Origin of the sequence: Pedobacter sp. W3I1 (assembly GCF_030816015.1) — a bacterium.
In the GTDB taxonomy this organism is placed as follows: Bacteria; Bacteroidota; Bacteroidia; order Sphingobacteriales; family Sphingobacteriaceae; genus Pedobacter.
This window is the reverse complement of the sequence record NZ_JAUSXN010000001.1, coordinates 2,122,204-2,145,654: the sequence shown is the minus strand read 5'-3', so window position 1 is coordinate 2,145,654 and position 23,451 is coordinate 2,122,204. Positions and strand designations below refer to the sequence as shown.

General features: G+C 39.9%; 17 protein-coding genes. 11 read left to right on the top strand and 6 right to left on the bottom strand.

Going from position 1 to position 23,451, the window contains the following annotated elements:
- Positions 1 to 65: 65 nt before the first annotated feature.
- Entirely contained in the window at positions 66 to 302 is a 237-nt protein-coding gene (locus QF042_RS09095) for a hypothetical protein (protein ID WP_307527467.1), read from the bottom strand.
- A gap of 191 nt (positions 303 to 493) precedes the next feature.
- Here QF042_RS09095 and QF042_RS09090 point away from each other — a divergent pair, with 191 nt between their 5' ends.
- From QF042_RS09090 to QF042_RS09060, 7 genes are all read left to right on the top strand, one after another.
- Positions 494 to 1,903 carry a S41 family peptidase gene (locus tag QF042_RS09090; protein WP_307527466.1) on the top strand — a complete coding sequence of 470 codons (1,410 nt, stop codon included), beginning with the start codon at positions 494 to 496 and terminating at the stop codon, positions 1,901 to 1,903.
- Positions 1,904 to 1,975: 72 nt separating this feature from the next.
- Positions 1,976 to 2,566 carry an RNA polymerase sigma-70 factor gene (locus QF042_RS09085; RefSeq protein WP_307527464.1) on the top strand — a complete coding sequence of 197 codons (591 nt, stop codon included), beginning with the start codon at positions 1,976 to 1,978 and terminating at the stop codon, positions 2,564 to 2,566.
- Positions 2,567 to 3,249: 683 nt separating this feature from the next.
- Entirely contained in the window at positions 3,250 to 4,272 is a 1,023-nt protein-coding gene (locus QF042_RS09080; RefSeq protein WP_307527462.1) for a FecR family protein, read from the top strand.
- A 165-nt stretch (positions 4,273 to 4,437) separates the two neighbouring features.
- Positions 4,438 to 7,689 (top strand): TonB-dependent receptor, encoded by a 3,252-nt coding sequence (locus QF042_RS09075; RefSeq protein WP_307527460.1) that lies wholly within the window; start codon positions 4,438 to 4,440, stop codon positions 7,687 to 7,689.
- Positions 7,690 to 8,071: 382 nt separating this feature from the next.
- On the top strand, positions 8,072 to 9,373 hold the full coding sequence (locus tag QF042_RS09070; protein ID WP_307527457.1) for a hypothetical protein: 1,302 nt from the start codon (positions 8,072 to 8,074) through the stop codon (positions 9,371 to 9,373).
- A gap of 98 nt (positions 9,374 to 9,471) precedes the next feature.
- Positions 9,472 to 10,566 carry a hypothetical protein gene (locus QF042_RS09065; protein WP_307527455.1) on the top strand — a complete coding sequence of 365 codons (1,095 nt, stop codon included), beginning with the start codon at positions 9,472 to 9,474 and terminating at the stop codon, positions 10,564 to 10,566.
- A gap of 538 nt (positions 10,567 to 11,104) precedes the next feature.
- Entirely contained in the window at positions 11,105 to 12,493 is a 1,389-nt protein-coding gene (locus QF042_RS09060; RefSeq protein WP_307527453.1) for an IS4 family transposase, read from the top strand.
- A gap of 202 nt (positions 12,494 to 12,695) precedes the next feature.
- On the opposite strand, the gene QF042_RS09055 is transcribed toward QF042_RS09060, so the two are convergent.
- Both QF042_RS09055 and QF042_RS09050 read right to left on the bottom strand, forming a co-directional pair.
- Positions 12,696 to 13,364: a hypothetical protein gene (locus QF042_RS09055; protein ID WP_307527451.1), complete on the bottom strand. Its 669-nt coding sequence runs from the start codon at positions 13,362 to 13,364 to the stop codon at positions 12,696 to 12,698.
- 67 nt (positions 13,365 to 13,431) lie between these two features.
- The gene (locus QF042_RS09050) at positions 13,432 to 14,019 is read right to left on the bottom strand and encodes a Crp/Fnr family transcriptional regulator (RefSeq protein WP_307527449.1); all 588 of its coding nucleotides are present in this window, start codon (positions 14,017 to 14,019) and stop codon (positions 13,432 to 13,434) included.
- A 719-nt stretch (positions 14,020 to 14,738) separates the two neighbouring features.
- Here QF042_RS09050 and QF042_RS09045 point away from each other — a divergent pair.
- Complete coding sequence (locus QF042_RS09045; protein WP_307527447.1) at positions 14,739 to 14,999, top strand: hypothetical protein; 261 nt, start codon at positions 14,739 to 14,741, stop codon at positions 14,997 to 14,999.
- Here QF042_RS09045 and QF042_RS09040 read toward each other — a convergent pair.
- The gene (locus QF042_RS09040) at positions 14,971 to 15,594 is read right to left on the bottom strand and encodes a TetR family transcriptional regulator (protein WP_307527445.1); all 624 of its coding nucleotides are present in this window, start codon (positions 15,592 to 15,594) and stop codon (positions 14,971 to 14,973) included. The two genes, QF042_RS09045 and QF042_RS09040, sit on opposite strands and share 29 nt — an antisense overlap.
- 193 nt (positions 15,595 to 15,787) lie before the next feature.
- Here QF042_RS09040 and QF042_RS09035 point away from each other — a divergent pair, with 193 nt between their 5' ends.
- The 3 genes from QF042_RS09035 to QF042_RS09025 are packed head-to-tail and all read left to right on the top strand — an operon-like array spanning position 15,788 to position 21,746.
- Positions 15,788 to 18,997 (top strand): TonB-dependent receptor, encoded by a 3,210-nt coding sequence (locus QF042_RS09035; protein WP_307527443.1) that lies wholly within the window; start codon positions 15,788 to 15,790, stop codon positions 18,995 to 18,997.
- Between the two features lie 32 nt (positions 18,998 to 19,029).
- A complete protein-coding gene (locus QF042_RS09030; RefSeq protein WP_307527441.1) occupies positions 19,030 to 20,820 on the top strand; it encodes a RagB/SusD family nutrient uptake outer membrane protein in 1,791 nt (596 codons plus the stop codon).
- Positions 20,820 to 21,746, top strand: coding sequence for a metallophosphoesterase (locus QF042_RS09025; RefSeq protein ID WP_307527439.1), 927 nt, complete (start codon positions 20,820 to 20,822; stop codon positions 21,744 to 21,746). Before QF042_RS09030 ends, QF042_RS09025 begins: the two co-directional genes overlap by 1 nt.
- A gap of 115 nt (positions 21,747 to 21,861) precedes the next feature.
- Here the strand turns inward: QF042_RS09025 and QF042_RS09020 are convergent, their stop codons facing one another.
- The gene (locus tag QF042_RS09020; RefSeq protein WP_307527437.1) at positions 21,862 to 22,803 is read right to left on the bottom strand and encodes a phosphatase PAP2 family protein; all 942 of its coding nucleotides are present in this window, start codon (positions 22,801 to 22,803) and stop codon (positions 21,862 to 21,864) included.
- A 1-nt stretch (position 22,804) separates the two neighbouring features.
- Entirely contained in the window at positions 22,805 to 23,425 is a 621-nt protein-coding gene (locus QF042_RS09015; RefSeq protein ID WP_307527435.1) for a sterol desaturase family protein, read from the bottom strand.
- Positions 23,426 to 23,451: the final 26 nt, after the last annotated feature.

The following is a 23,451-nucleotide window of genomic DNA, read 5'->3' as shown; positions in this document are numbered from 1 at the left end:
CTCTATTTTCAGCAAAAAGAATCCTGAGTTTATTTTAGAAATGATTTATTTGACCACCTAACGAATTACTCATAGCTAGGCCTAAAACCTTTAATTAATGCTATTAATTCGTCTTTATTGATCAGATTGGGATCTTCGAACTGTCGCTTTAAAAAGTTAACCGGAACATTTACTGTACCGTTTGTGGTACGCAATATGCAAACTTCTTCATTTGCCTTAGAGGATACATAATGACCGATTTCGGATTCAACTTCAGATAAACGGATCAGCAGTTCATAATAGATATAGAGCGGGAAATTCACGGCGCAAAGTTAACACTACAAAAAGCTAATGTTTAATTATTGTTATGTTAACATTAACCAATATTATAATAATAACTTAACAAAGGATTCCATTTCTTTTAAGGCGATATGCGATAGATAAATCCGATTTGAAAATTAATCTCGAGTTAACAATAGTAGCGTTAAGTTTGTTCCTAAAATCCGGAAAGGCAATGACAAAACCGATAACCTACTTAAAACTAATAACTAATTATAGTATTTATCTTGTCATTCTATTTTTAGCCGTTCTACCATCCTGCAAAAAGGGCAATAAAAACCCCGATTATCCGATTGGAAGCAACGAGAATATCAATACCTGGATACTCGATAGCCTTAAACGCTACTATTATTGGAATGAGCAATTGCCTGCCGATCCCAATATCAGTTTATCGCCAAAAGATTTTTTTAATTCCATCCGCAATCCATCCGATCGCTTTTCCTATATCCATATCCCTAACGACCCTACCACCGCCACCCCAAGCAATAGAAATTTTGGTTTTGATTATGCAACAGTAAGCGACCAAAAGAGCACAAAGGTTATCGGAATCATTAAAGTTGTATTAAAAGATTCTCCGGCGTCAAGGGCCGGTTTAAAACGCGGAGATTACTTCAGTAAAATTAACGGCAAAACCTTAACCGCTGGTAATGCACAAACTTTACAAACCGAAATCTTAAACAGCGACCGCTTTTCTTTAGGTTTAGCCGAATTGAATAACAATACCTGGACAGATACACGCACTGTTGACTTAAGCAAAAGTGTAATACTCGACCAACGGGAGATTAGCAAGGTTATAGAAAGCGATGGAAAAAAAATCGGTTACCTCTATTTTCTGGATTTTAACGGCGGTTTGGCCAGCTCGCTCGCTCCTGTTTTTAGTAATTTTAAAGCAGAAGGCGTATCCGAGCTTATCCTCGATCTCCGTTATAACGCGGGTGGTCAGGTAGCAGAAGCAGCTGGCATATGTGCCATGATTGCTAAAAATGTATCGTTCGATAAACCTTTCATTACCTACAGAGGCAATAAAAATGGAGGAGCCAAAACAGAATCTATTGGTACCTCAGCTACTTTCGATGGTACCGTAAATTTTAACACCCTCCTGCAACAAAACCTTGGCCTTAGCCGGGTTTATATTTTATCGACAGCCGCCACGGCATCTGCATCAGAAGTCATGATCAATAACCTTAAACCTTTTATTCAAGTGGTGCTAATCGGCGAAAAAACAAGGGGAAAGGATGAAGCATCATTTAGGATATTTGATGCCCGAAGCCCTAAACAGGTGAACTGGGAAATGCACCCGATTGTTTATAAACTCTTTAATGCACAAGGCAGCGGTGGATATAGTGCTGGAATCAACCCCGATATTGCAATCAATGAAATGAGTATTTTGCCTTTGCTTCAACTGGGTGATGCTGCTGATCCGATGGTAAAGACAGCAATCGCTGCGATAACAGGTAAAACCATCAAAACTTCAATTGCTATAAATAATGTGGTTTCTGAAAGCTTTCGGGCTGATCGCATTTTAATGGATTCGAGGGCACAGTCTGCCCAACAGAGCATCGTAACTACGCACCGATTAAGGTGATAGAAAAGGTTTTCATTGTGTTAACATTAACTTTAAACGCGACCACTAACTTGCCTCCCATAACCGCTACTTATGGAACAGTTGGAAGATTTTAAAAACGCAAAACTCCTGAATGCAGTAAAAACTGGCAATTCAGCTGCTTTTAATGAAATTTACCATCAGTACCACAAAAAAATATATGGTTATGCCTACCATTTTACAAGAGACAAAGAAGACGCTGAAGAGCTAACACAAGATGTTTTTGTGAGGCTTTGGGAAAACAGATCGAAGATCGACCCACAAAAGAATTTTGATGCCTTTCTTTATACCCTTATCCGCAATAATTTCCTCTCTACACTCCGTAAAAAAGCCAGAGAAAAAGCCTATAGCAGCGAAAACCTTAAGCATGAGCAATCTTTTAATGCCATTGAAGATGAACTTGATGCCAAAGAAACTAAACAGATTGTACAGAAAGCGATAGAAAGTCTTTCTCCGCAGGTAAAAAAAATATATCTGATGAGTAGGAATGACCACCATACACATGAGGAGATATCGGAGTTGATGGGCATCTCCAAAAACACGGTAAACAATCACCTCAAAAAATCACTGGGTATAATGCGAAAATATTTCAGCACTTATTCTCCTGAAACGATATTATCTTTTGCAATAGTATTTTTTTGTTAAGTGGTTGGCAAGAAGCGTTAAGATAAGCGCCCTATCCTATTTTTCATCTTCCATCATTAAGAAGTTAAGGACATTAAGGTTTTTCTAACGCAATCCAAACGGCGCGTCCTCCTGAATTTGTTTCAGGAGCTATATTGCTTCTATCGTTGTGTTTAGTCGGTTTCCATTGATCATTCCTCATCCATCTTCCCTTTTACATCTTCCGCCATTTCATCATTAAGAAGTTAAGGAAATTAAGCTTTTCTAGCGCAGTCCAAGCGACGCGTCCTCTTGAACTTGTTTCAGGATCCTTATTGTTTTTATCATTAACTTTTTAGTCGGTTAATATTGATTATTGATCACTCCTCATCCATCTTCCCTTTTACATCTTCCGCCATTTCATCATTAAGAGGTTAAGAACATTAAGTTTTTTTCTAGCTCAACCCAAGCGGCGCGTCCTCCTGAACTTGTTTCAGGATCTATTCTGGTATTAAGATCCGGAAGCAAGTCAGGGCGAGTATGCAGGATTGGTTATTGCATAAATTGATCATTGTTATTAATCCCACCTTCCACCGAAAAAAATAACACACTGTTAAACAGCACTTTACGATTTATTCTAAAAAAAATATTTTTCTGTATAGCTGTATCCGGGGTTTCGTGCATATATACAATAGCGCGCAGCATAAAAGCTTACAAACATTAAAGTGAAAGAAAACATTAAAATACTATTTGAACAGTACTTTGCAGGTAAAACCAATCTGGAGCAAGAAAAAATCCTGATGGAGTATCTGGCCGATCCAGCGAACGCCGATAGTGAATTTCATGGCGTAATGGAAAGGGCCTGGGCAAAACAAACAAGTGAAACCGATTACTCTTTAAATGCTGTCCAGGGACTGGCAGAGATATGGGATAAAGTTGAGGAACGCCAACCAAAAAGCCGATCATTTTTCCCACTATTAAAATATGCCGCAACAATTGTGGTAATCATTTCTGCATCAATTGGCTGGTATGCATATAAGAAAGCACAACAACCTGTACAAACAGCCATTGCTTTTTTAAGTAAAACCACACAAAAAGGTGAAAAAGTAAAGTTGATTTTGCCCGATAGTTCTATTGTATACCTCGGTGCCGGAAGTAAACTTATCTGGCCATCACACTTTGTGAAGGGCGGTTTAAGAAAAATACGGCTTGATGGAGAAGCTTTTTTTGAAGTAAAACGCGATACCACAAGTCCTTTTATTGTATATAGCGGGCAGATGCAGACACAGGTTTTAGGTACTTCTTTCAATATCTATGCTTATCCAAAAGATGGCACCTTCAGCGTTGCCGTGCAAACTGGTAAGGTAAAGGTATCAGAGAACAGCCAGGGCAAACTAAAAGAGCTTTCACTGCTTACTCCTGGCATGAAAATATTTTATCACTTAAAGGAACGTAATTATACGGTACATACTGAACGGGTAACTGAAGTAAATGCCTGGATCAAAAATAGCTTTGCTTTTAAAGATGTGACGCTACCAAATATGCTCAAATCATTGGAGAGATATTACAATGTGCACATTGAGCTAAAGAGTAATAAACTTAATCAATGCAGGTTTAATGCCACCTTTTCAAACAAAAGCATCACCAATGTAATGGAAGAGCTCCATGTGATGAGCGGGAAACACCTGAAATACAAAATAGATACAGGCACTAAAACAATTACCGTATGGGGGGAGGGCTGCCAATGATGGGTTAGCTTATAGGGCGCAATACACAGGCGCAACATTACCGGATTTATACCTATGAAAAATAAATTAAACCTCTTAACATAAACATGGAGCCGGATTGCTCGAACAATCCAGCTCCTAAACAAAAGTTTTTAACCCGTGAGAATTAAAAAACATCTTGAACCTATGAAAATAGGATTTTATGAATATATAAAAGAATATATTATCAATTTCGATTACAGGCCATTGGTAGTCCTGGTAATGTTATGTATCTTTTTATTTAACCAAGGCATGGCAAGCGGCTTTGCCCAAACACCAAAAGAAAGCAATATAAGCATCAAAATAGCCGAAATGAGCATCTCGGATGCGCTAAGTATTTTAGAAGAAAAAGCAGGCTTGTCGATTAATTACAACAGGTCGATTTTTAGCCAGAACAGCAAAATAAGCCTCGAGGCAAAAAACATACCACTTGAACTGATCCTCAAAAAAATACTTTCAGGAACCAGGGTAACCTACAGGTTTGCTGATAACAATACCATATTGCTTTACAAACTTCCAGATCCGGTAAAACCCGGACGCATATCAGGCAAAATATTAGACGAAAAAGGTGAAACCCTCCCTGGTGCTTCCATTAAAGTTATCGAAACGGGTAAAGCCACACAAACTGCCAGCGATGGAAGTTACACTTTAAGCGTTGAACCAGGCACTTATACTGTAGAGGTTAGTTATATTTCTTTTGCTACCCAGCGCATTAGCGAGGTAAACGTAAAGGCTGATAAAAATACACCATTAGACATTTCGTTAAAACCTGATGCAAAAGGCCTTCAGGAAGTGGTGGTAACAGCCAGTTACAAAAAAGCATCAGTTGAGGGTTTACTGGCCCGCCAGAAAAATGCCTCCGAAATCAGCAATGGGATCAGTGCAGAACAAATTAGCAGAACACCCGATAAAAACATCGGTGAAAGTTTGAAACGCATTAGTGGCGTAAGTTCTATAGACAATAAGTTTGTAATTGTAAGGGGAATTGGCGAGCGTTATAATTCAGCACAGCTTGACGGCGTTACGCTGCCGAGTACAGAAGCGCAGACACGCAATTTTTCCTTTGATCTTATCCCATCTAACCTCGTTGATAATGTAGTGGTAAGTAAAACGGTTACGCCTGATATGAATACTAGTTTTGGGGGTGGCTTGATCCAGATTAACACTAAAGACATCCCAACAGAAAATTTTATGAGTTTTACTGCAGGAACATCGTACAACGACCAAAGTACTGGTAAGGATTTTTTAAGTCATAAAAGAGGTAAATATGACTATCTGGGTTTTGATGATAGCCGAAGGGATTATCCTAAAAACCTTGTTGTAACTGATAGAAGAGTCGCACCCAACAATACTTTAACAGAAGCGGAATATGCAAAAAAGGTAGAAACGCAGAGCCATTTATTTACCAACGATAATTTTACAATATACCGTTACCAAGCTGCACCCTCTCAAAACTATCAATTCAGTATCGGAAGAATGATTCAGGTTGATACCTTAAAACAAAAGAGACTTGGTTTTACAGGATCAATAAGTTACCGGAACACACAACAGATCAACACATTTGATCAACAGAAAAGAGGAGACTGGTCTGCTTCCGAATTATATAACAATGTCGGTTCGAGTTATGGTTTTAACACAACCTGGTCTGCGCTGTTAAACATTGGCTACCAATCGGGCAAAAACAGGTATAGTTTCCGCAACAATTACACACACATGTACGACAATACGTTGGTGAGAACACTTGGACACAGTTTTGATGTTTCAGGCAATACACCTGCCAACCGTTTGGAAGAAACAGATGATCCAACATTTACAGATCTGTTGCAGAACAAACTAAGCGGACAGCACCAGGCAGGTAAATTTAAAATAGAATGGAATCTTGCCAGAACATCGATCAATCGTACCGAAAAAGATGTGATACTGGCCACCCAGGTGCCAAGGCTTATTGGTAAGGAATACCTGTATTTTTATGATATTGTAAACAGTAGTGAGCCCCGTATCCTACCGACCTCCCGTCACCATTATGAAAATGCCGAAGAGCATTATTCGTGGGATGTGTCTACATCTGTTCCCTTTGAAGTATCAGGAACAAGAAACACGTTAAAAACAGGATATTTCGGAAACTGGAAACAAGCACGATTTAACTGGACTATCGCTTCCTTTTCGGCCAACTTTAATACCCTGCCAGATAGCCTGCGCTATTTAACAATAGCAGAGATGCAACAGCCCGAAAACATTCGCGGTGCCAATGGTTTCTTCTATAATGTGGGTAATGGTTTCCAGGATATATACAAGGGCAAAAGCCTTACACAGGCTGGTTTTGTGATGTTTGACACCAGGTTTCTGGAGAAATTCAGATTGGTTTGGGGTGTACGTGCAGAATATTATAAATATGATGAAATAAACAACGGGAACAACACCAACCTCAAAATATTCAGTATCAAACCAGATAAACACTGGCAATGGCTTCCATCTGCAAATTTAACTTACAGTCCTACAAGTAGCCTCAATATCCGGACCGCCTTTTCGAGCAGCGTAATCCGACCTGAACTATTAGACAATAGTCAGTTTTGGAGATATAGCCCGTATCTTGGTGCCCAATTTGGCAACCAGGGCTTATACAGCACCAGGATTAATAGTTACGACCTGAAAGCAGAGTGGTTTCCCGGACTTGGTGAAATCATTTCTGCAGGAGGCTTTTACAAGAAATTCGACACACCTACCGAACTTACCTTTAGTACCGCCTCAGGCAACATCAACTACTACTTAAAAAGTGCCGATTTTGCACAAGTTTATGGGCTAGAGCTTGAACTACGGAAAAATTTCAGCTTTATTTCTACACATAAACTGTTTAGCAACCTAACGGCATACGCCAATTTAACCCTTCAACGATCGGATGTGAAAGGAACATACCTGGTGGCCAATACAGATCCAAATGGTCCTCCAAGCATAGAGGCTTCAAGCAAACAGAACCGCCCTATGTACGGACAGTCGCCCTATCTGGTTAACCTGGGCTTACAATATAATGCAAGCCGTTTTGGCTTCAACATAATGTACAACAAATCGGGCTATAAAACATATATCGTAAGTGAACTGCCCGCTGATATTGAATACGAAAAACCCAGGGCACAGATAGATGCTCAGATTAGTGGACGTTTATTAAAAAACAGGCTTGAGATAAAGATCAATGCCGGAAATATTTTGAACAGGGCGTCGGTTTTTTATCGGAATACTGCCAGCTATGAGGTAAATCCGGATTACGTTGGTGGCGATGCCGACCGTAGCAACAGGACAAGGTTAAAAGAAGGATATAGTAACAAATATGATGATGGCGACCTGATCAGCTTTAGCCAGAAATTTGGCCGAACCTACAGTACCTCTATTACCTATAACTTTTAAAGCTACTATGAAAAACAGTATAAATAAAGTTCACATCATTTAATAAGAAAGGAGGAACAATAATTTCCTGCATAGCCATAAAAAAAACGAAAGGTTGTACCAGAACCCTCCGTTTTAAACCGATCATTTCTAGTGGAACGGCGTATCAGGATAAACCCGAATATTTTAAAAACTTACTGTTAAAAACCAAGGGTAGCTAACAGGTCACTTAGTGAAATCGAGAAGAAACACTAAGATATAAAAAATCATCTCATTTAGATATAAATAGCCTTTTATTTCCACAAAATAATGGATGACCTGGCCTCATATCTAAATGTCCAAAAAAATCAACCTAAAAAACATGGATCATACCTATAAGATCCCATGAAAAACAAAAACGAAAATGAAAAATTTCAAAAATTTAATCGGTCTTTTATCAATTGTTGCCGTTTCTTTTACAGCTTGTAAAAAAAATGAAGGTGGTTCTGATTCATTTGGTAACCGCAGCACTTCGGCAGCAGACTATTCACAGTCATCATTGCCAGTAGTAGCTGTTAGTGGAGACATTACCAGCTCTGTTACCTGGACCCCAGGAAATGTTTACGAAATCAGTGGTGTAGTAACGGTTAGAAACGGGGCAACATTAACTATCCAGGCAGGTACTTATATCAAAGCATCGGTAAATACACCCGGTGTACAAAATGGTGTATTGGTAATCGCAAAAGATGGCAACATCAATGCTGTTGGTACAGCTGCTGATCCGATTGTATTTACGAGCCGTTACCTTTTAGACGGCGATGCAAATACAACAGGTAAACCAGGCGATTTAGGTGGTTTAATTGTTTTAGGTAATGCAACGATTAACGTTGGCGATAAACTGATTGAAGGTTTAGCTGACCAGCCTCAGTTCCATTACGGTGGAACGAACGATGCCGATAACCGCGGTACTTTACAGTATGTACGCATCGAGTATGCAGGTTTTCAGTTGGCTACAAACATCGAAGTTAATGGTTTAACTTTAGGTGGTGTGGGTAACGGTACTACTATTGATCACGTACAGGTTTCTTATGGCCTTGATGATGGATTCGAATTTTTCGGTGGTACAGTTAGCCCTAGCAATTTAATTGCTTTAGCATCTGATGATGATCAATTCGATTTTGATAACGGTTTTACAGGTACATTAAGTGATGCAGTAGCCATTGCTGATAAAAATTCTACGCACAGTACAAGTGGTGGTAACAGCGATTCTAACGGTATCGAATCTGACAACAATGCGCCTGCTGAAGATGCAACCTTTAGCTTAACGCCTAAAACACATCCAACTTTAATTAATGTAAACATCTTCGGAACTGAAAATACGAGCGGTATCGCAGGTTTAGGTTACCGCAACGGTATCCGCGAGCGTAGAGGTTCGGAAGTTGATCTGATCGATGTAATTGTTTCTGGTTACAACACAGGTATTGCATTTGATGCAGATGCTCCAGCCGGTGTTTCAAGCATCAGTACTACATCTGTTCATGGTTTCAACAACGCTATTACTACAGCATCTGGCACTTATGTTGATAATGGTGGTAACTCATTAGTGGTTAACCCAACCAACGCAAGTTATTTTGGTGTAAGCCAACCTTGGTACAACACACCAGGTTCTCCATCTACAGTTACACTTCCAGTTTGGGCTGCTACATGGTCAAAGCTTGTATTCTAATTTTTTTCTCTCTTAATTAAAGGTGGCCGTACCCTTTGGGGTACGGCCACCTTTATTACAAAAACAGACAGCTGTTTTTAAATGTAATGACCCCTTATATGAAACTAAAAATTTTTACCCTTTTCTTCCTTTCTGCTGTTGTAGCCTTAAGTTTATCTTGCCGAAAAGCAGAACTTCTTCAACCAGAACCAGCTAGAATTATTCAGCTAAACATTACCGGCACAACGAACGTTGAACTGGAATACCTATATAAAGACAGTATCATTGCTACCCCACTTGCTGGTGGTATCAATTTTAAAACCTTGCTTGCCGTAAAAGATCAGAATGCCGTTTTAAAGATCAGAAAAAAGGGCACTTCCGAAATATTGCTTACCAGAACCATTATGGCTACTCCATTCGATCAGAATATTAGCCTGTTTTATGATGGGACCAAAATATATAATAATGCGATTTCATTAAGACTTAAAGGCTATGCATTATCTGGCGAACTCGAATTCCTGTTGGATGGGACTGTATTTTCTTCAGGTAATGGTGCCATAGATAAATTATCTTCCATACTGATCGATAAAGGTACCACAAGAGAAATCACCGTCCGCAAAAAAGGAGAAACTGCTATTCTCCTAACCAAGACAATCGAATCGGCCACGGCACAGCAAAATATCGGCTTCTTTTTTGACGGCATTAAAATAGTTGATAATGTAAAAGTTGATCCCCCTGTTAATCCTGCTAACATGATGCTGACGGCTAAATTTGAAACTACATTTCCAAATCAATTTAAAAATGTTGATGTAGACCTTGTTTTCTATACCAGGCTTAAAACGGCATCGAATACAACTGCCGGAACAAAAGTAACACCCGAGCTTAGGTTTACCTTACCTAAAAATGGGTCTTTTAATTCGATAGAACTACCTCCTTTACCAGGTACAAATTATATTTACAGTTTTGATATAGTTGAAAAAGGAACCAATACCGAGCCTTATACTTCTGGTACCCCTTTAGTGCTTAATGGTTATACGCTAAAGCCTAATGAGGGTAGAATCACTGCAGCCTTTGCTGAAAACGGGATAAATTTTGAGGCAGGAAAATCAAAGTTATTTGTAATTGCAGATGCCAGAACTGCAGTTACCACACCAACCAGATCTATTTATGTATCAGGTGGAAGATTAACAGATCTTTCTCAATATTTTCAATAGGATTTATATTTATTGCATAGAAAATGGGGAAAACCAAGCAATTGTACTTGGTGTTCCCTTTTTCTTTTATTACAATTTGCTTACTCCCTTATCGACAATCATCATTTAACCCACAACACGATTTCAACCAGCTACTGATTCATGTATTTGAAATACTGAAAAAAATCAGTAAAAGCAATTCTGGTGCTGCATGATAGATTTTATTGGCTGATTTGATGTGATTTTCTTCCAAGTACCCAGCTGTTGCCATGCAACGGTAGCACCTATAGCATTTTATAGGTAACCAGAATAACAGGGTTTTCATCAAAAATGTCCGTGGAATTCTTTCCAAATCCGATTATCACCCTTACCGCATGGGCATGCACCTTGAGAATGGTTGTTACTGGTTGATTCGATCGCTGGTGCTTTGGTCTCAGCGATCATGGAGAATGCCGACAGACCGGAACTCGGGGAATTTCTGACAAGCAGTTTCTGTTCTACCGATCCCGACATAGCCCCTATCGTGTGGACACATCTTTTTATTTACTTTGCGCTTGATATGCATCGAGAATTTACAGATTTAGGGGATCACCGTTTACTTTTAAGAGGGAATAAGATTTTAAATGACCTTTTTAGCCGGAGTGTTCATTCGATACGGCAACTTACAGATGATGATGCATCCGCAAAAGGCTTCTACCGTTTTCTCCTGAATGAACGGATAAGCGAGGATGAACTCTTGTCCAACCTTATTGGGAACTGTAAAGCAGCATGTTCAGGCAGATATGTTATCTGCTTTCAGGACACTACCGAGATTAACCTTAGTAGTCACGGGAATAGGATAAATAAAACCAGTGGCCTAGGCACCACCAATGCAAACAAAGTTAAGGGGCTTGGCTTTTTTATACATCCAAGCCTGGTTGTTGATGCAGAGAACTGCATTCCCTATGGTTACTCTGACATTAAGATATGGAACCGACCGCTGGAGTTTAGCTCAAAATTTGAGCGTCAGTACCAATCGCTGCCTATAGAAGAGAAAGAATCCTATAAATGGATCGAGGCTTCGAACAATACCAAATCTGCATTAAGCGATGTTGTAAAGGGTATGCTGATCGTTCAGGACAGAGAGGGCGATATATATGAACAGTTTGCGCTCATTCCAGATGGGCACACCGATCTATTGGTCCGGGCAAGATCCAACAGAACGCTGGGCGATAAGACCAAGCTTTTCGATTGCCTTTCCGCCTATGAGTCAGCAGGATACTACGAACTTCCTGTAGCCGCCAAGGGGAAACGGAAAAAGCGGACTGCTAAAATAGAGGTCAGGTATAGAGATATCGAAATAAAAAGCACAAAGGGTACCAGCAAGGGGTTGCCCACTACAGTACCCCTGTTTATGGTAGAGGCAAAAGAGGTTGGCTACGCAGGAGAGGACAGTATCTGCTGGAGGTTGCTGACTACCCTTCCTGTAGAAAGTATCGAAATGGCAAAGGCCTGTATAGAATGGTACAGCTGGCGATGGACTATAGAGGAAGTATTCAAGATACTTAAGAAAGAGGGATACAACATAGAAGCATCGGAACTTGAATACGCCTCTTCGGTTAAAAAACTTTCTATACTGATCATGGAAGTGGTGATCAAACTGTTTCTTATGAGACTCTCCTATGCAGAGCCTGAGATAGAGCTGTCAGCAGATTCCTGTTTTACGGCCCAGGAGCAGGAGTTTCTTGATCATCGGATAATCCGTCTTGAAGGGAAAACCCAAAAGCAGAAAAACCCATATCAGGCAAAAGACCTAAAGAGGTATGTATGGGCAATAGCCAGACTTGGGGGATGGAAAGGCTACGAAAGTAACAGGCACCCAGGAATTACTACCCTTTGGATAGGCATCAAGTATTTTAAAGCATCAATGCAGGGTTGGGATATCCACAGAGATGTGTCCACACGATAGGACATAGCCCGGGAATTTGCAGCGATTAAAATTTATTAGCACCTGCAAAGGTTTAATGGAGTTGTAGAGGAAGGAATCGAACCTTCGGCGTGCTACTAAAAAGCGCTCTACATCGATCGTTTCTATTGATCGCCGTAAAAGTAGTCAGTTATATTACATTTAAAAGTGTAAACCAAAAGTTTAACAGTTTGATATTATAGGACTACTCCTGAGGCTTTGCGGATCTGTTCAACTTAAACAAACGGTAAATGGCATAAATTCCTGGTATCATTGGCAATACCGCTGTCCACATACCTGGAAAATAATACTTTCCGGTTGCGCCGAGGTAATAATTACGCATATTAGTAATCAATACTCCCTGGATAGGCGCCGTAAGTGGATCTAATATTGCAGCGTGCAGTGCTGGCTTGATCAGCGGAAAAATAAAATGTGTAAATTCTGCTAATCCTGGACCGATAAAAATAAACCAGGCAACAAAACCTGCAATCGGAATCCTGTAGTACAGGCCAAGGGCAGTAAGGGTGTAAATTGTTGGTCCAACCAGCGCAAAAACCAATAAGAAACTTTTTTCACTCCACGGAATGCCAAAAAGCCTGCTCATTGCGGGAGCAAAACCCGTGAGGTATTCTTCTATGATGTGGATCTGAAGGCCAGCAACCGTGAGCAGAAAAAGCGGTAAAATGATTTTTGGTTCTACGGGGTTTTTAAGATAAGTGGCACACCAGCATACCAAACCAATCACTGCAGATCCACCCACAATAATAACAGGTGGCAATCCAATGGAAAGATATCCCATTATTGGTGCAACAATGGTAAAAATAATTGCGATTACGAGGCTTAACTTTTGCAGTATAGAGAATTGTGTTTTCATAACCTTTAAATTTTATATCCAAACCTAGTACATCTCTAACGGTGAAAATTTATCAAATGATAAAAAATTATATTCCCGCTCTAATCCTGCTTAAAGAAACCTGGGTAATACCCAGGTAACTGGCCAGATCGCGGAGGCTCACCCTCTGTAGGAGGCCTGGATTCTCCTTTAAAAAATTTTCGTACCGTGCTGAGGCCTGTTCTTCCAATATTTCACCGATCCTGTCCATCATGTTAACCGAAGCCATAGCAACCAGTTTCCCAAAAAAAGTTTCCATGCGGTGAAAACGGGTACGGAGTTTATCCATTTCTGTTCGTGATATACGCGTAATTACTGTATCCTCCAAAGCCACAACTTCATAGGTGGATGGTTTCTGCGAGAGGTAGCTATCCAGAACTGTAAACATCTCACCTTCGGCAAAGAAACGCATAATAAAAGTACGGTCCTTACTTTCAAAACCTATTTTAACCAGTCCGCTGTTGATATAATATAGGTGCTTGCACGTGCTTCCCTCTATCAATATGACCTCTCCTTTTTTAAAACGAAGGGATTCTAAGTGCTGGGAAAGCATTGCGGCTGCATCTTCTTCCAATGCACAAAGATTGTTCACAAAGCCAATAAAATCTTGGCCGAATTGGTACTGTTCTATCTCCATATTAACGATTTAGCCTGCAACGCATCTTTTTGCATTCGGTATAAATCTATGAGATAAACTACAGATAATCTGACCTGAATGTTTTGGAATCAAATTTTTAAGTTCCAGTACCGATAAGGCTGAAATTTTCAAATTAAGTGTTCCAACAACGGGTTATTATGCCAGGCATCCTGATTTCAGGATGATTTTCTCTCAAGCACCCATCGTTTACGCATGCATCTATAGCATTTATCGCGCTTAAACGGAATCCAGAACAGCAGGGGTTTCATCACGATTGTCCGTAGAATTCTTTCCATATCCGATTTATCACCCTTACCGCATGGGCATGCACCTTGAAAATGACCGTTGCCGATTGATTCGATTGCTGATGTCAATACACAAAAATTGAAAACTATACGAACCCTATAGATATCCAAATATATAACGCTAATGTTAATATAAAATAACCTGTTCAATATCAAAACAGGTTGATCACTTCAGTACCAAGAAAATTTCGCAATTATTTCCTGATCTTTCTATAAAACCTGGCTATTTTTTTAGCGTCTTTTTTAATGTTTTGATCTTCGCTTTAACCTGCTATACAAAATACGTGACTCAACAAACACATCTAGTTTAGCAATTATTCAGGTTATAAAATAGAAACAGAAGTGATTTTTAGCCCGCTAGTTCATATCGATGTAATCACATTATTTTATAGCTTTACTAGCAAACAATACAACATGATGAATTTATTGATGTCAATTATCGGATGGTCTGGAGTAGTATTTTGTACCCTTGGCTATCTTTTTTTAAGCATGAAATTAATCCGTGCCGATTCAGTCTCTTTTCAGGCCCTAAACATATTAGGTGGTTTGTGTTTAGCCATAACCGCGCTAGACACCCACGATCTACCAAATGCCGCTGCAAATGTGCTCTGGATGTCTATTGGTTTGTATGCTTTAAGCAGGCAGTTTAGCAAGCGGGAGCAGAAGCAGTCTTAAGCGGTGATATGGAAAGGGCATCATATGCCTTTTGTTTGTAATAGGCCAAACGATCTAAATAAGCTTTCTTATCGCTTTCCATTGAAAGATAAAAATAAGCCCCATCTACCAGTACGAAAATAAAATCAGCCGTAACCTGAGGGTTCTCCACGTTTGTGATATCCTGTTCGTTGCACTGTTCAATCATTAGCGCCAGACCATTGCGAAGGGCATCTAAAATATGTTTATATTTCAACTTGATCTTTTTCTCCCTGAATGCCAAAGCATAAAAGGTATAAAACAGTCCGTCATCAAAAAGCAGGTTCCATTTTTTAGAAAACAGCATTTCAATAGTGCCTTGCAAATCTTCTAGTTTTGCTTTCCCTTTGTTCTTTATCGTATAAATCAATAAATACCGATCGAGTATATGATCGATCAGTTCATAAGTAAGTCCTTCTTTGGTTTCAAAATAATGAATAATAAGGCTTGGGTTAATATCCATCACCTTAGCAATCTTGGCAATAGAGGTATTTTCGTAACCCTCTTTCTTGGCTACCTGGTAAAATACCTTAATAATTTCGAGTCGTCTTGTCTCTTTTAGGCTTTTGCGTCCCATTGTGCAGTTAATTTAATTAGGCAAACTAATCAAAAGTAGTTGTATTCTGCAAATTTATTTTCTTAATAGATTGAATGAACATTCAATTAATATATTAATTTAGATTTAACTTAACATTCATATGATATGTTCAATTTAGCGCCGCTGAAAAGCACCTATCATTCCAAATCAAACAACTAAATAATTAAGCAAAATGAAAAAAAAGCTACTCTGGATGTTCACGCTGTTGATCCTATCCGCTAGTGGCTTTGCTCAGGGGATCGCCATCAAAGGTGTGGTCTCAGACGCAAAGACGGAGGAAACGCTCCCTGCCGTAAACATTACGGTAAAAGGAACAAATTTACACATTGCAACCAACAGCAGCGGTGTTTACACCTTAAGCAGTGTAAAACCTGATGCCATCCTTATTTTTTCCTACATCGGCTACAAGCAACAGGAAATTGCCGTTAATGGCAGAACAAAAATTGATGTTTCCCTATCTCCTGACTTTGCCAACCTCGATGAGGTAATGGTGGTTGGATTTGGGACCAAGAAAAAAATCAATGTTGCCGGTGCAATTGATCAGATCTCAGGCAAGCAGCTCGAATCGAGACCGGTAACCAACGTATTGCAAGGTTTGCAGGGCATTAGCCCCGGGCTAAACATCACTTATGCAGGTGGTGCGCCGGGTAGTGTACCCAACATCAATATCAGGGGCTATACATCCATCAACGGAGGCTCACCGTTAATTGTTATTGATGGTATCCCCGCAACGAGTAATGATGACATGTTGCGTTTAACACCGTCTGACATTACCTCTTTCACTGTATTGCGCGATGCGGCATCTGCAGCTATTTATGGTGCACGTGCAGCCTTTGGTGTAATCCTGATTACCACTAAACAAGGTGTGGCAGGCAATAATGTAATTAGTTACAATACCTTCCAATCATGGGCGAAACCAACTTTACTGCCTAAACCAGTAACAGATCCATATATTTTCTCGAGGGTTTTAGAAACCTCTACTGATAATACCCCATGGGATTATGTGAATTATTCTGATGAGTATTATCGATGGGCAAAAGAAAGATCAGATAATCCATCCATAGCCGATACCCGGTTAAACCCAACCGATCCTACCAAATGGGCCTATATGGGCAGCAACGATTGGTATAATTATTTTTTTAATAACTCAAGTTTATCCAAAAGCCATACCCTTACCTTCTCGGGAGGAGCTACCATAAACGAAAAACCTTTAACCTATTATCTTTCTGCAGATTACTCAAGAGATAATGGCTTAAATAAACTTACCGCCGATTATTGGGACCGTTATGGATTAAGGTCAAAAGTGGGCTTTTCTCCACTCTCATGGCTTAAAGTTGATAATAACCTGAATATTTATGAAACCAAACGGGCACTTCCCAACGGAAATATTACCGATTTGTATTACCTCATGCCTACCGATGTGGCTAAAAACCCTGATGGTACCTGGGCAAATACCGCTGCTGGTAAACTGGCTGCAAAACTTGTTGATGGCGGAAACAATCTTCAGAATATGTTTGGTTTCCAGAATATTACCAGTGCAACAGCTTTATTTTTAAAAGGCGATCTTCAGGTTAATGCTGATGCATCCTTTAAACGCGAGCTTTGGAAAACACATAACGATAGCAAAAAATACAAAATTGGCTATGGTCCAAATGATATCCGCGAAGAAGGCGGAAACGGTTCTGTAACTGAAAACAATGGTTACTTATACAACAATGCCTTTAACATATATAGCACTTACAAAAAGACATTAGGCGATCATTTCTTCAGTGCAATGATGGGTTTTAATAGCGAAGATTATCGCTATTCTACTGTAAACGCGAGTAAAGATATCCTTATCTCCTCTTCTCTGCCGTACCTATCGCTTACCAGCGGCACTGCTACAGCCAGTGCGGGCTATTCGGCTTATGCCACCAATAGTGCATTTTCGAGATTAAACTACACGTACAAAAACAGGTACATCCTGGAAGCCACAGGAAGGTATGACGGTTCATCGCGCTTTCCAATCAACAGACGCTGGGGGTTTTTCCCTTCGGCATCGGTCGCATGGATAGTGAGTGGTGAAGATTTCTTCAAATCACTGTCACCTACAATATCTACTTTTAAACTCCGTACTTCTTATGGCGACCTTGGGAATCAGAATGTGGGTGATTTTGGTTATATCCAATCTCTTGTACCCGGCACTTCAGGTTATTTAATTGGCGGCAATGGCCAGAATCAGGTGATTAACGGTGCTCCGGGACTAAATGTTGATCCCCAAACTTATACATGGGAAAGGGTATCAACCTTAAACATCGGTACTGATATCGGACTATTGAGCGATAAACTCTCCTTCACTTTCGATTATTATATCCGCGATACCAAAGGCATGCTTACTGCAGGACAGGAATTGCCAGGTGTGTTAGGCACCGGTGTACCACGTCAGAATTCAGCCGATCTGCGCACCAAGGGATGGGAGCTTTCGGTAACCTATAGAGACAGGTTTGATCTCGGCTCCAAACCTTTCAGTTTTGATGCTAAAATATTCCTTGCCGATTCTAAAGCCAAAATTACCAGGTTCAAAAATGACCAGAACCTATTTTCAAATTACCGCGAAGGACAGGTGCTTGGAGAGATCTGGGGATTACAGAATGATGGCGTTTTCCGCAGCAAAGCAGAGATTGCCGCTTTGGATGAATCTGCACTTATTCCATGGGGTGCCCTTTCTATTGTTGAAGGATGGCCAAAATATGTAGACTTAGATGGAAATAAAAAAATTGAAAGAGGTCTGAGTTCGAATGATCCTAAAGATCTAAAAATTATTGGAAACAGTTCTGACCGTTATACCATTGGCGCAAACCTGAATATGGATTGGGGTGGTTTCGATCTTTCAGTGTTTTTACAAGGTGTACTAAAAAGAGACTTTTATCCTCACCACTATCTTTTCTGGGGGCCTTATCAACAACCATATGCTAACGTTTATCCCTGGAACCTTGATTTTTACCGTGGAGCAGCCGATTCGCCAGAACAAAGGGCAAAACACTCTGCTTCCTATATCGCTGCCGGACTTGCCGATGCCAATATCGATTCGCAATATCCGGTATTACAATCGTGGCTTGCTGATGCCAATTATGGATCGGGTTTAGATATTCCCCAAACTAAATACTTGCTAAATGGTGCTTATCTGAGGATCAAAAATGTATCGCTTGGTTATACGCTACCGGTTCAATGGACCAAAAAGTTTCATGTAAACCGTCTTCGTGTATTTGTTACCGGCGAAAACCTGTATGAGTTTTCTTCAATCAAGAAATTTATTGATCCGGAAGCGGTTAACCAGGGGCCAAGTGCCTGGGCATATCCTTACCAACGCAGATATGCTTTCGGTTTAAACCTCGATTTTTAACCTAAGCACTCACATTTTAAATTATTTTAAAAATGAAAAAGTATCTATATATCCTATTTATTGCAGCTGTGGGTATACTCGCAGCCTGTAAAAAAACTGGGCTGGACCGTTTTCCACAAACCTCCATCTCCCCTAACCTGTTCTTTAATACTGAAAGTGATCTTTCGCTTTACGTAAATGGCCTGCTCTCCCAGCCAGACCGTAATACTTACCTTAATGATCAGAGTACAGATAACGTAGCCACGACTGCGGCAGTTGAAGTAAAAAATATCATGGCCGGCAACGCAAACGCCCAAAATATCACAACTGGCTGGAGCTGGGGCAGGTTAAGAAACATTAACTACTTTCTGGAAAACTACGGAAAAGCACAGGTTGCAGCTGCGGTTAAAAACCACTACGCAGGTTTGGCCAGGTATTACCGTGCCGAATTTTATCTAGATAAAGTAAAACGATTCTCTGATGTTCCCTGGTATTCGGGCACATTGGAACCTGGTGATGAAGAACTTTACAGACCTCGTGATCCACGGACATTGATTGCCGACAGTATAATGGCAGATCTGGATTTTGCCTATAAAAATGTAAGGGAAAGCGTTCCGGTGGGTACTCCGGGAAAATGGGCAGTAGCCACTTTATATGCACGGGCAGCACTTTACGAGGGTACTTATCGTAAATACCATAACGAACTGAATTTAAGCAGCTCAGCAAATACTTTTTTAGAAACTGCAGCAAGAATTTCAGGGGAGATCATCGCTGGTAAAAAGTTTAACATTTACAACACCGGGAAACCGGAACAGGATTATGCAACACTTTTCTCCAGTCAGGATTTAACTGCCAATAGCGAAGTGATTCTGGTTAACATCTTCGACCTGAGTAAGAGTAAAAGCCAGAATGTGAATTCGACTGTATTTGGCGATTATGAGCAGGCACCAGCCAAAGACCTATTGCAAACCTACTTAATGAAAGATGGAAGTAGGTTTACTGACTTAGCAAACTACGCACAACTGGGTTTTGTTGCAGAATTTAAAGATCGTGATCCGCGAATGTCGCAAACTATGGTTTACCCGGGATGGACGAGAGTACCCGATCCTACGCCATATATTCAGCGCTTAAATAAAAACTTTACAGGTTACCACCAGCTAAAAGGTTATGTAAACAGTACCGATAACGCCATCTTAAACGGTGTAGATTTTCCGGTATACCGTTATGCAGAAATATTGTTAACCTACGCGGAAGCACTTGCCGAATTAGGCACCTTAACACAGTCCCAACTCGACCAATCGGTAAATTTAATTCGTAAAAGAGCAGGCTTGCCTGATCTTAATCTGGGAACGGCTAATGCCAACCCTGATCCTGCATTACTATCGCAATATCCAAATGTTACCATCAATGCGGGTGTTATACTCGAAATTAGAAGGGAACGCAGAGTAGAATACGCTTTCGAAAATATACGCTTTGACGATTTAATGCGCTGGAAGGCAGGCAAACTGCTCACCAAAAGTCCCGAAGGCATGTACTTCGCTGGATTAGGCAAATACGACCTTACCGGTGATGGAGTTGATGACATCATTCTGATTGACAGAACAGCCACTATCCCTGGAGAAGACCAGAAAGAAAAGAACTCACTTGGGGTAAAACTTATTTATTACCGTGCAGGATTAATCGGAACTGATGCAACGGTTTATTTAAAGAACGGTAATAGCGGAGGCAATATCGTAACAGAAAATGTGACCAGAAACTTTGAGGAACCAAAATTCTATTATCGTCCAATTCCGCAACAACAGGTAATCCTGAACCCTAAACTGAAACAAATTTTTGGTTGGTAATGATGACAGAAATAAAAAGAAGGTCTTTATTAAAGGCCATAGGCCTATCAGCAGGTGCCGCATTTTCAGGTACATTACCTGTATTGGCTTCAGAAACACTCCTGGATAAACCAAAAGGTAAAAAACTGGTGCTTACCGTGCCCCACATTACCGATGTGCACATACGTGCAGGGGAAAATGCTCCCGAGCGATTTAAAGCATGTTTAAAACAGATTACCAGCAAGCATAAAGTTGATTTCTTTTTAAACGGAGGTGATTCCATTAACGATGCTTCTTACGATAATGTAGTGCGTAATCAGGTAACCGAGCAATGGGGTATTTGGGATGATTGCATTAAAACAATTAATCAATACGAAATACACAGTTGTATTGGCAACCACGATACCTGGTGGAAAGCACCTACAAAAGAAGATGAGATGTATGGGAAGAACTATGTTGTGAAACGGCTAAAAATTCCTAACCGTTATTATAGTTTCTCCAAAAAGAACTGGCATTTTATTATCCTTGACGGAAATAACAGCAAGATTTCGCTTGATGACGAGCAATATAACTGGCTGGAGCAGGAATTAAAAAACCTGCCTGCCGGTACACCCACTTTGCTCATGTCACATTATCCAATCTTGGGCACCACCCAGGTATTGGTTGGTGGCGGACATTCAGACTGTAAAAAACTGAAAGATCTTTTCTATAAACACCGCGATAAGGTAAAAATATGCCTGAGTGGCCATAACCATCTTTCCGATCAAACGGTTTACAATGGTGTTCGGTACTGCTGTAATGGAGCCATGAGTGGTTTTTGGTGGGGCAAGGGCGATGCAGAATCTGCAGGCCGCGGTTATTATCTGGAAACGCCACCTGGATATGCAATACTTAAAATGTACGATGACGGAACAGTTGAAAATGAATATTTTCCGCACAATTTCTAACAATCTTAAGCACCTGATAAAGGAGTAAGCGTTAAATAATTAGTTTCATTCTAATTCCAATAACTTATTTTCCTAAGCCCAATAGCTGATCGTTTAAGATTAAGCATTGGGCTTTTTAATTACTTATGGCACTTATCATATTCGCTGTAAGCTGTTTCAACTTAGTATTGCGCATTAAATAATTGAAAGAAATAATACCTAAAAATGCGCAGGTTATTCCAGCCAACACATCAAGCATATAATGATGACTGGTATAAACAGCCGAAAACCAGATGCCGAGCATCACCGTAAAAAAGAAAATATTAATTTTTCCCAAGCGGTTTTTTAAACCATAATAAACAACAATTACAGGATATGATGAGTGCAACGATGGCATGGCCGCAAATACATTAGAACCTTTACTATATATCCCATGAAAAAGCGTAATGTTAAAATAATGGTCGAAACGGGCTAATCCAGCAGTATTACCAGCTGTTTTGGCTATAAATTCGAAACCATGTTCCTGCACATACCATGGCGGCGCAGCCGGGAAAGTATAGTAAAGCACAAAACCCAATAAATTTACCCAAACAAAAGTGAGCGAGAACCGGACAAACTGTTCCTTATTCTTAAAGAAAAGATAAGTAGCGAATGCTAAAGGAACAGGCACCCACATCAGATAGAAAAATCCTGTCAATACATCTAAAAAAGCAGTACTATTTATCTTCCAGTACTCATTAGGCGTAAGTATTAATCCGTGGTAGTTAATGCCGAAAGTATTTTTTTCCAGGTTATATAAATCTTCAATATATACCGTATTAAAAAGATAGTTTGGAAAAGCTTTCATATAATCAAACAGTATCCAGTAGACGATAAAGATTGAAAAGCCAAGGATAAACTGCCTGGTTCCCTTCGAGATGAAGAATAAAGTATTAAAAATAAAAATCAGCACCAGCTGATCGGTTTTAAAGCCGACCAACAGTACTGATAACAATAGATATCCAGCAGATACAGCAACTGTCAGATAAATATTCCGGATATTATAAAAACTGTTTTTAAGCAATACTTCTTGCTGCATATTATTTTTTATCAAAATTAGACCTAAAAATATGGTCCCAAAAAGTCCAGCTTACACCATAACCTTTGGTCGAGTCGGAATAATGGTGAAGCATGTGGTGTTGTTTTAGCTGTTTCCAGAAACCGCTTTTAAAATTAGCATGATGAAGTGCATAATGCACCATATCATAAAAAAGATAACCGATCATAAAACCTGAGAAAAATGGATAAACCATTGTATCGGGTAATAACCAATCGAAAAGAAAATAAAAACCCAAGGCCATAGGGATACTGGCTGAAGGCGGCATAACCAGTCTTTTGGCATCGTTGGGGTAATCGTGGTGTACCCCATGAAAAATAAAATGGATTTTCTTGCCCCACTCTACATCGGGTTCAAAATGAAAAATATAACGGTGCAGGATATATTCGGTGATGGTCCAAATGGCTAAGCCTAACAAAAACCATCCTGCAAAATTTAAAACTGGCATTTCGATTTCCCAAAGCGCTTTCCAAAAAAGAAAGGCAATAACCGGAACATACACGATTAATGGTACGTAAAATCGAACTTTTGATAAACTTTCCAAAAAGTCATTCTTAAACATCCTGATGGATGCGGTGGAATTTGAAACAAAATTCTTTTTCATTTGCAATTATTTTTAACTGGTTTTCG

What these genes read in the sequence shown, in the direction of transcription:
- QF042_RS09090 (WP_307527466.1), top strand. Translation starts at nt 494, where the DNA reads ATGACAAAACCGATAACCTACTTAAAACTAATAACTAATTATAGTATT.
- QF042_RS09055 (WP_307527451.1), bottom strand. Translation starts at nt 13,364, where the DNA reads ATGAAAACACAATTCTCTATACTGCAAAAGTTAAGCCTCGTAATCGCA.
- QF042_RS09075 (WP_307527460.1), top strand. Translation starts at nt 4,438, where the DNA reads ATGAAAATAGGATTTTATGAATATATAAAAGAATATATTATCAATTTC.
- QF042_RS09015 (WP_307527435.1), bottom strand. Translation starts at nt 23,425, where the DNA reads ATGAAAAAGAATTTTGTTTCAAATTCCACCGCATCCATCAGGATGTTT.
- QF042_RS09030 (WP_307527441.1), top strand. Translation starts at nt 19,030, where the DNA reads ATGAAAAAGTATCTATATATCCTATTTATTGCAGCTGTGGGTATACTC.
- QF042_RS09025 (WP_307527439.1), top strand. Translation starts at nt 20,820, where the DNA reads ATGATGACAGAAATAAAAAGAAGGTCTTTATTAAAGGCCATAGGCCTA.
- QF042_RS09040 (WP_307527445.1), bottom strand. Translation starts at nt 15,594, where the DNA reads ATGGGACGCAAAAGCCTAAAAGAGACAAGACGACTCGAAATTATTAAG.
- QF042_RS09045 (WP_307527447.1), top strand. Translation starts at nt 14,739, where the DNA reads ATGATGAATTTATTGATGTCAATTATCGGATGGTCTGGAGTAGTATTT.
- QF042_RS09050 (WP_307527449.1), bottom strand. Translation starts at nt 14,019, where the DNA reads ATGGAGATAGAACAGTACCAATTCGGCCAAGATTTTATTGGCTTTGTG.
- QF042_RS09020 (WP_307527437.1), bottom strand. Translation starts at nt 22,803, where the DNA reads ATGCAGCAAGAAGTATTGCTTAAAAACAGTTTTTATAATATCCGGAAT.
- QF042_RS09035 (WP_307527443.1), top strand. Translation starts at nt 15,788, where the DNA reads ATGAAAAAAAAGCTACTCTGGATGTTCACGCTGTTGATCCTATCCGCT.
- QF042_RS09070 (WP_307527457.1), top strand. Translation starts at nt 8,072, where the DNA reads ATGAAAAATTTCAAAAATTTAATCGGTCTTTTATCAATTGTTGCCGTT.
- QF042_RS09085 (WP_307527464.1), top strand. Translation starts at nt 1,976, where the DNA reads ATGGAACAGTTGGAAGATTTTAAAAACGCAAAACTCCTGAATGCAGTA.
- QF042_RS09065 (WP_307527455.1), top strand. Translation starts at nt 9,472, where the DNA reads ATGAAACTAAAAATTTTTACCCTTTTCTTCCTTTCTGCTGTTGTAGCC.
- QF042_RS09060 (WP_307527453.1), top strand. Translation starts at nt 11,105, where the DNA reads ATGCATCGAGAATTTACAGATTTAGGGGATCACCGTTTACTTTTAAGA.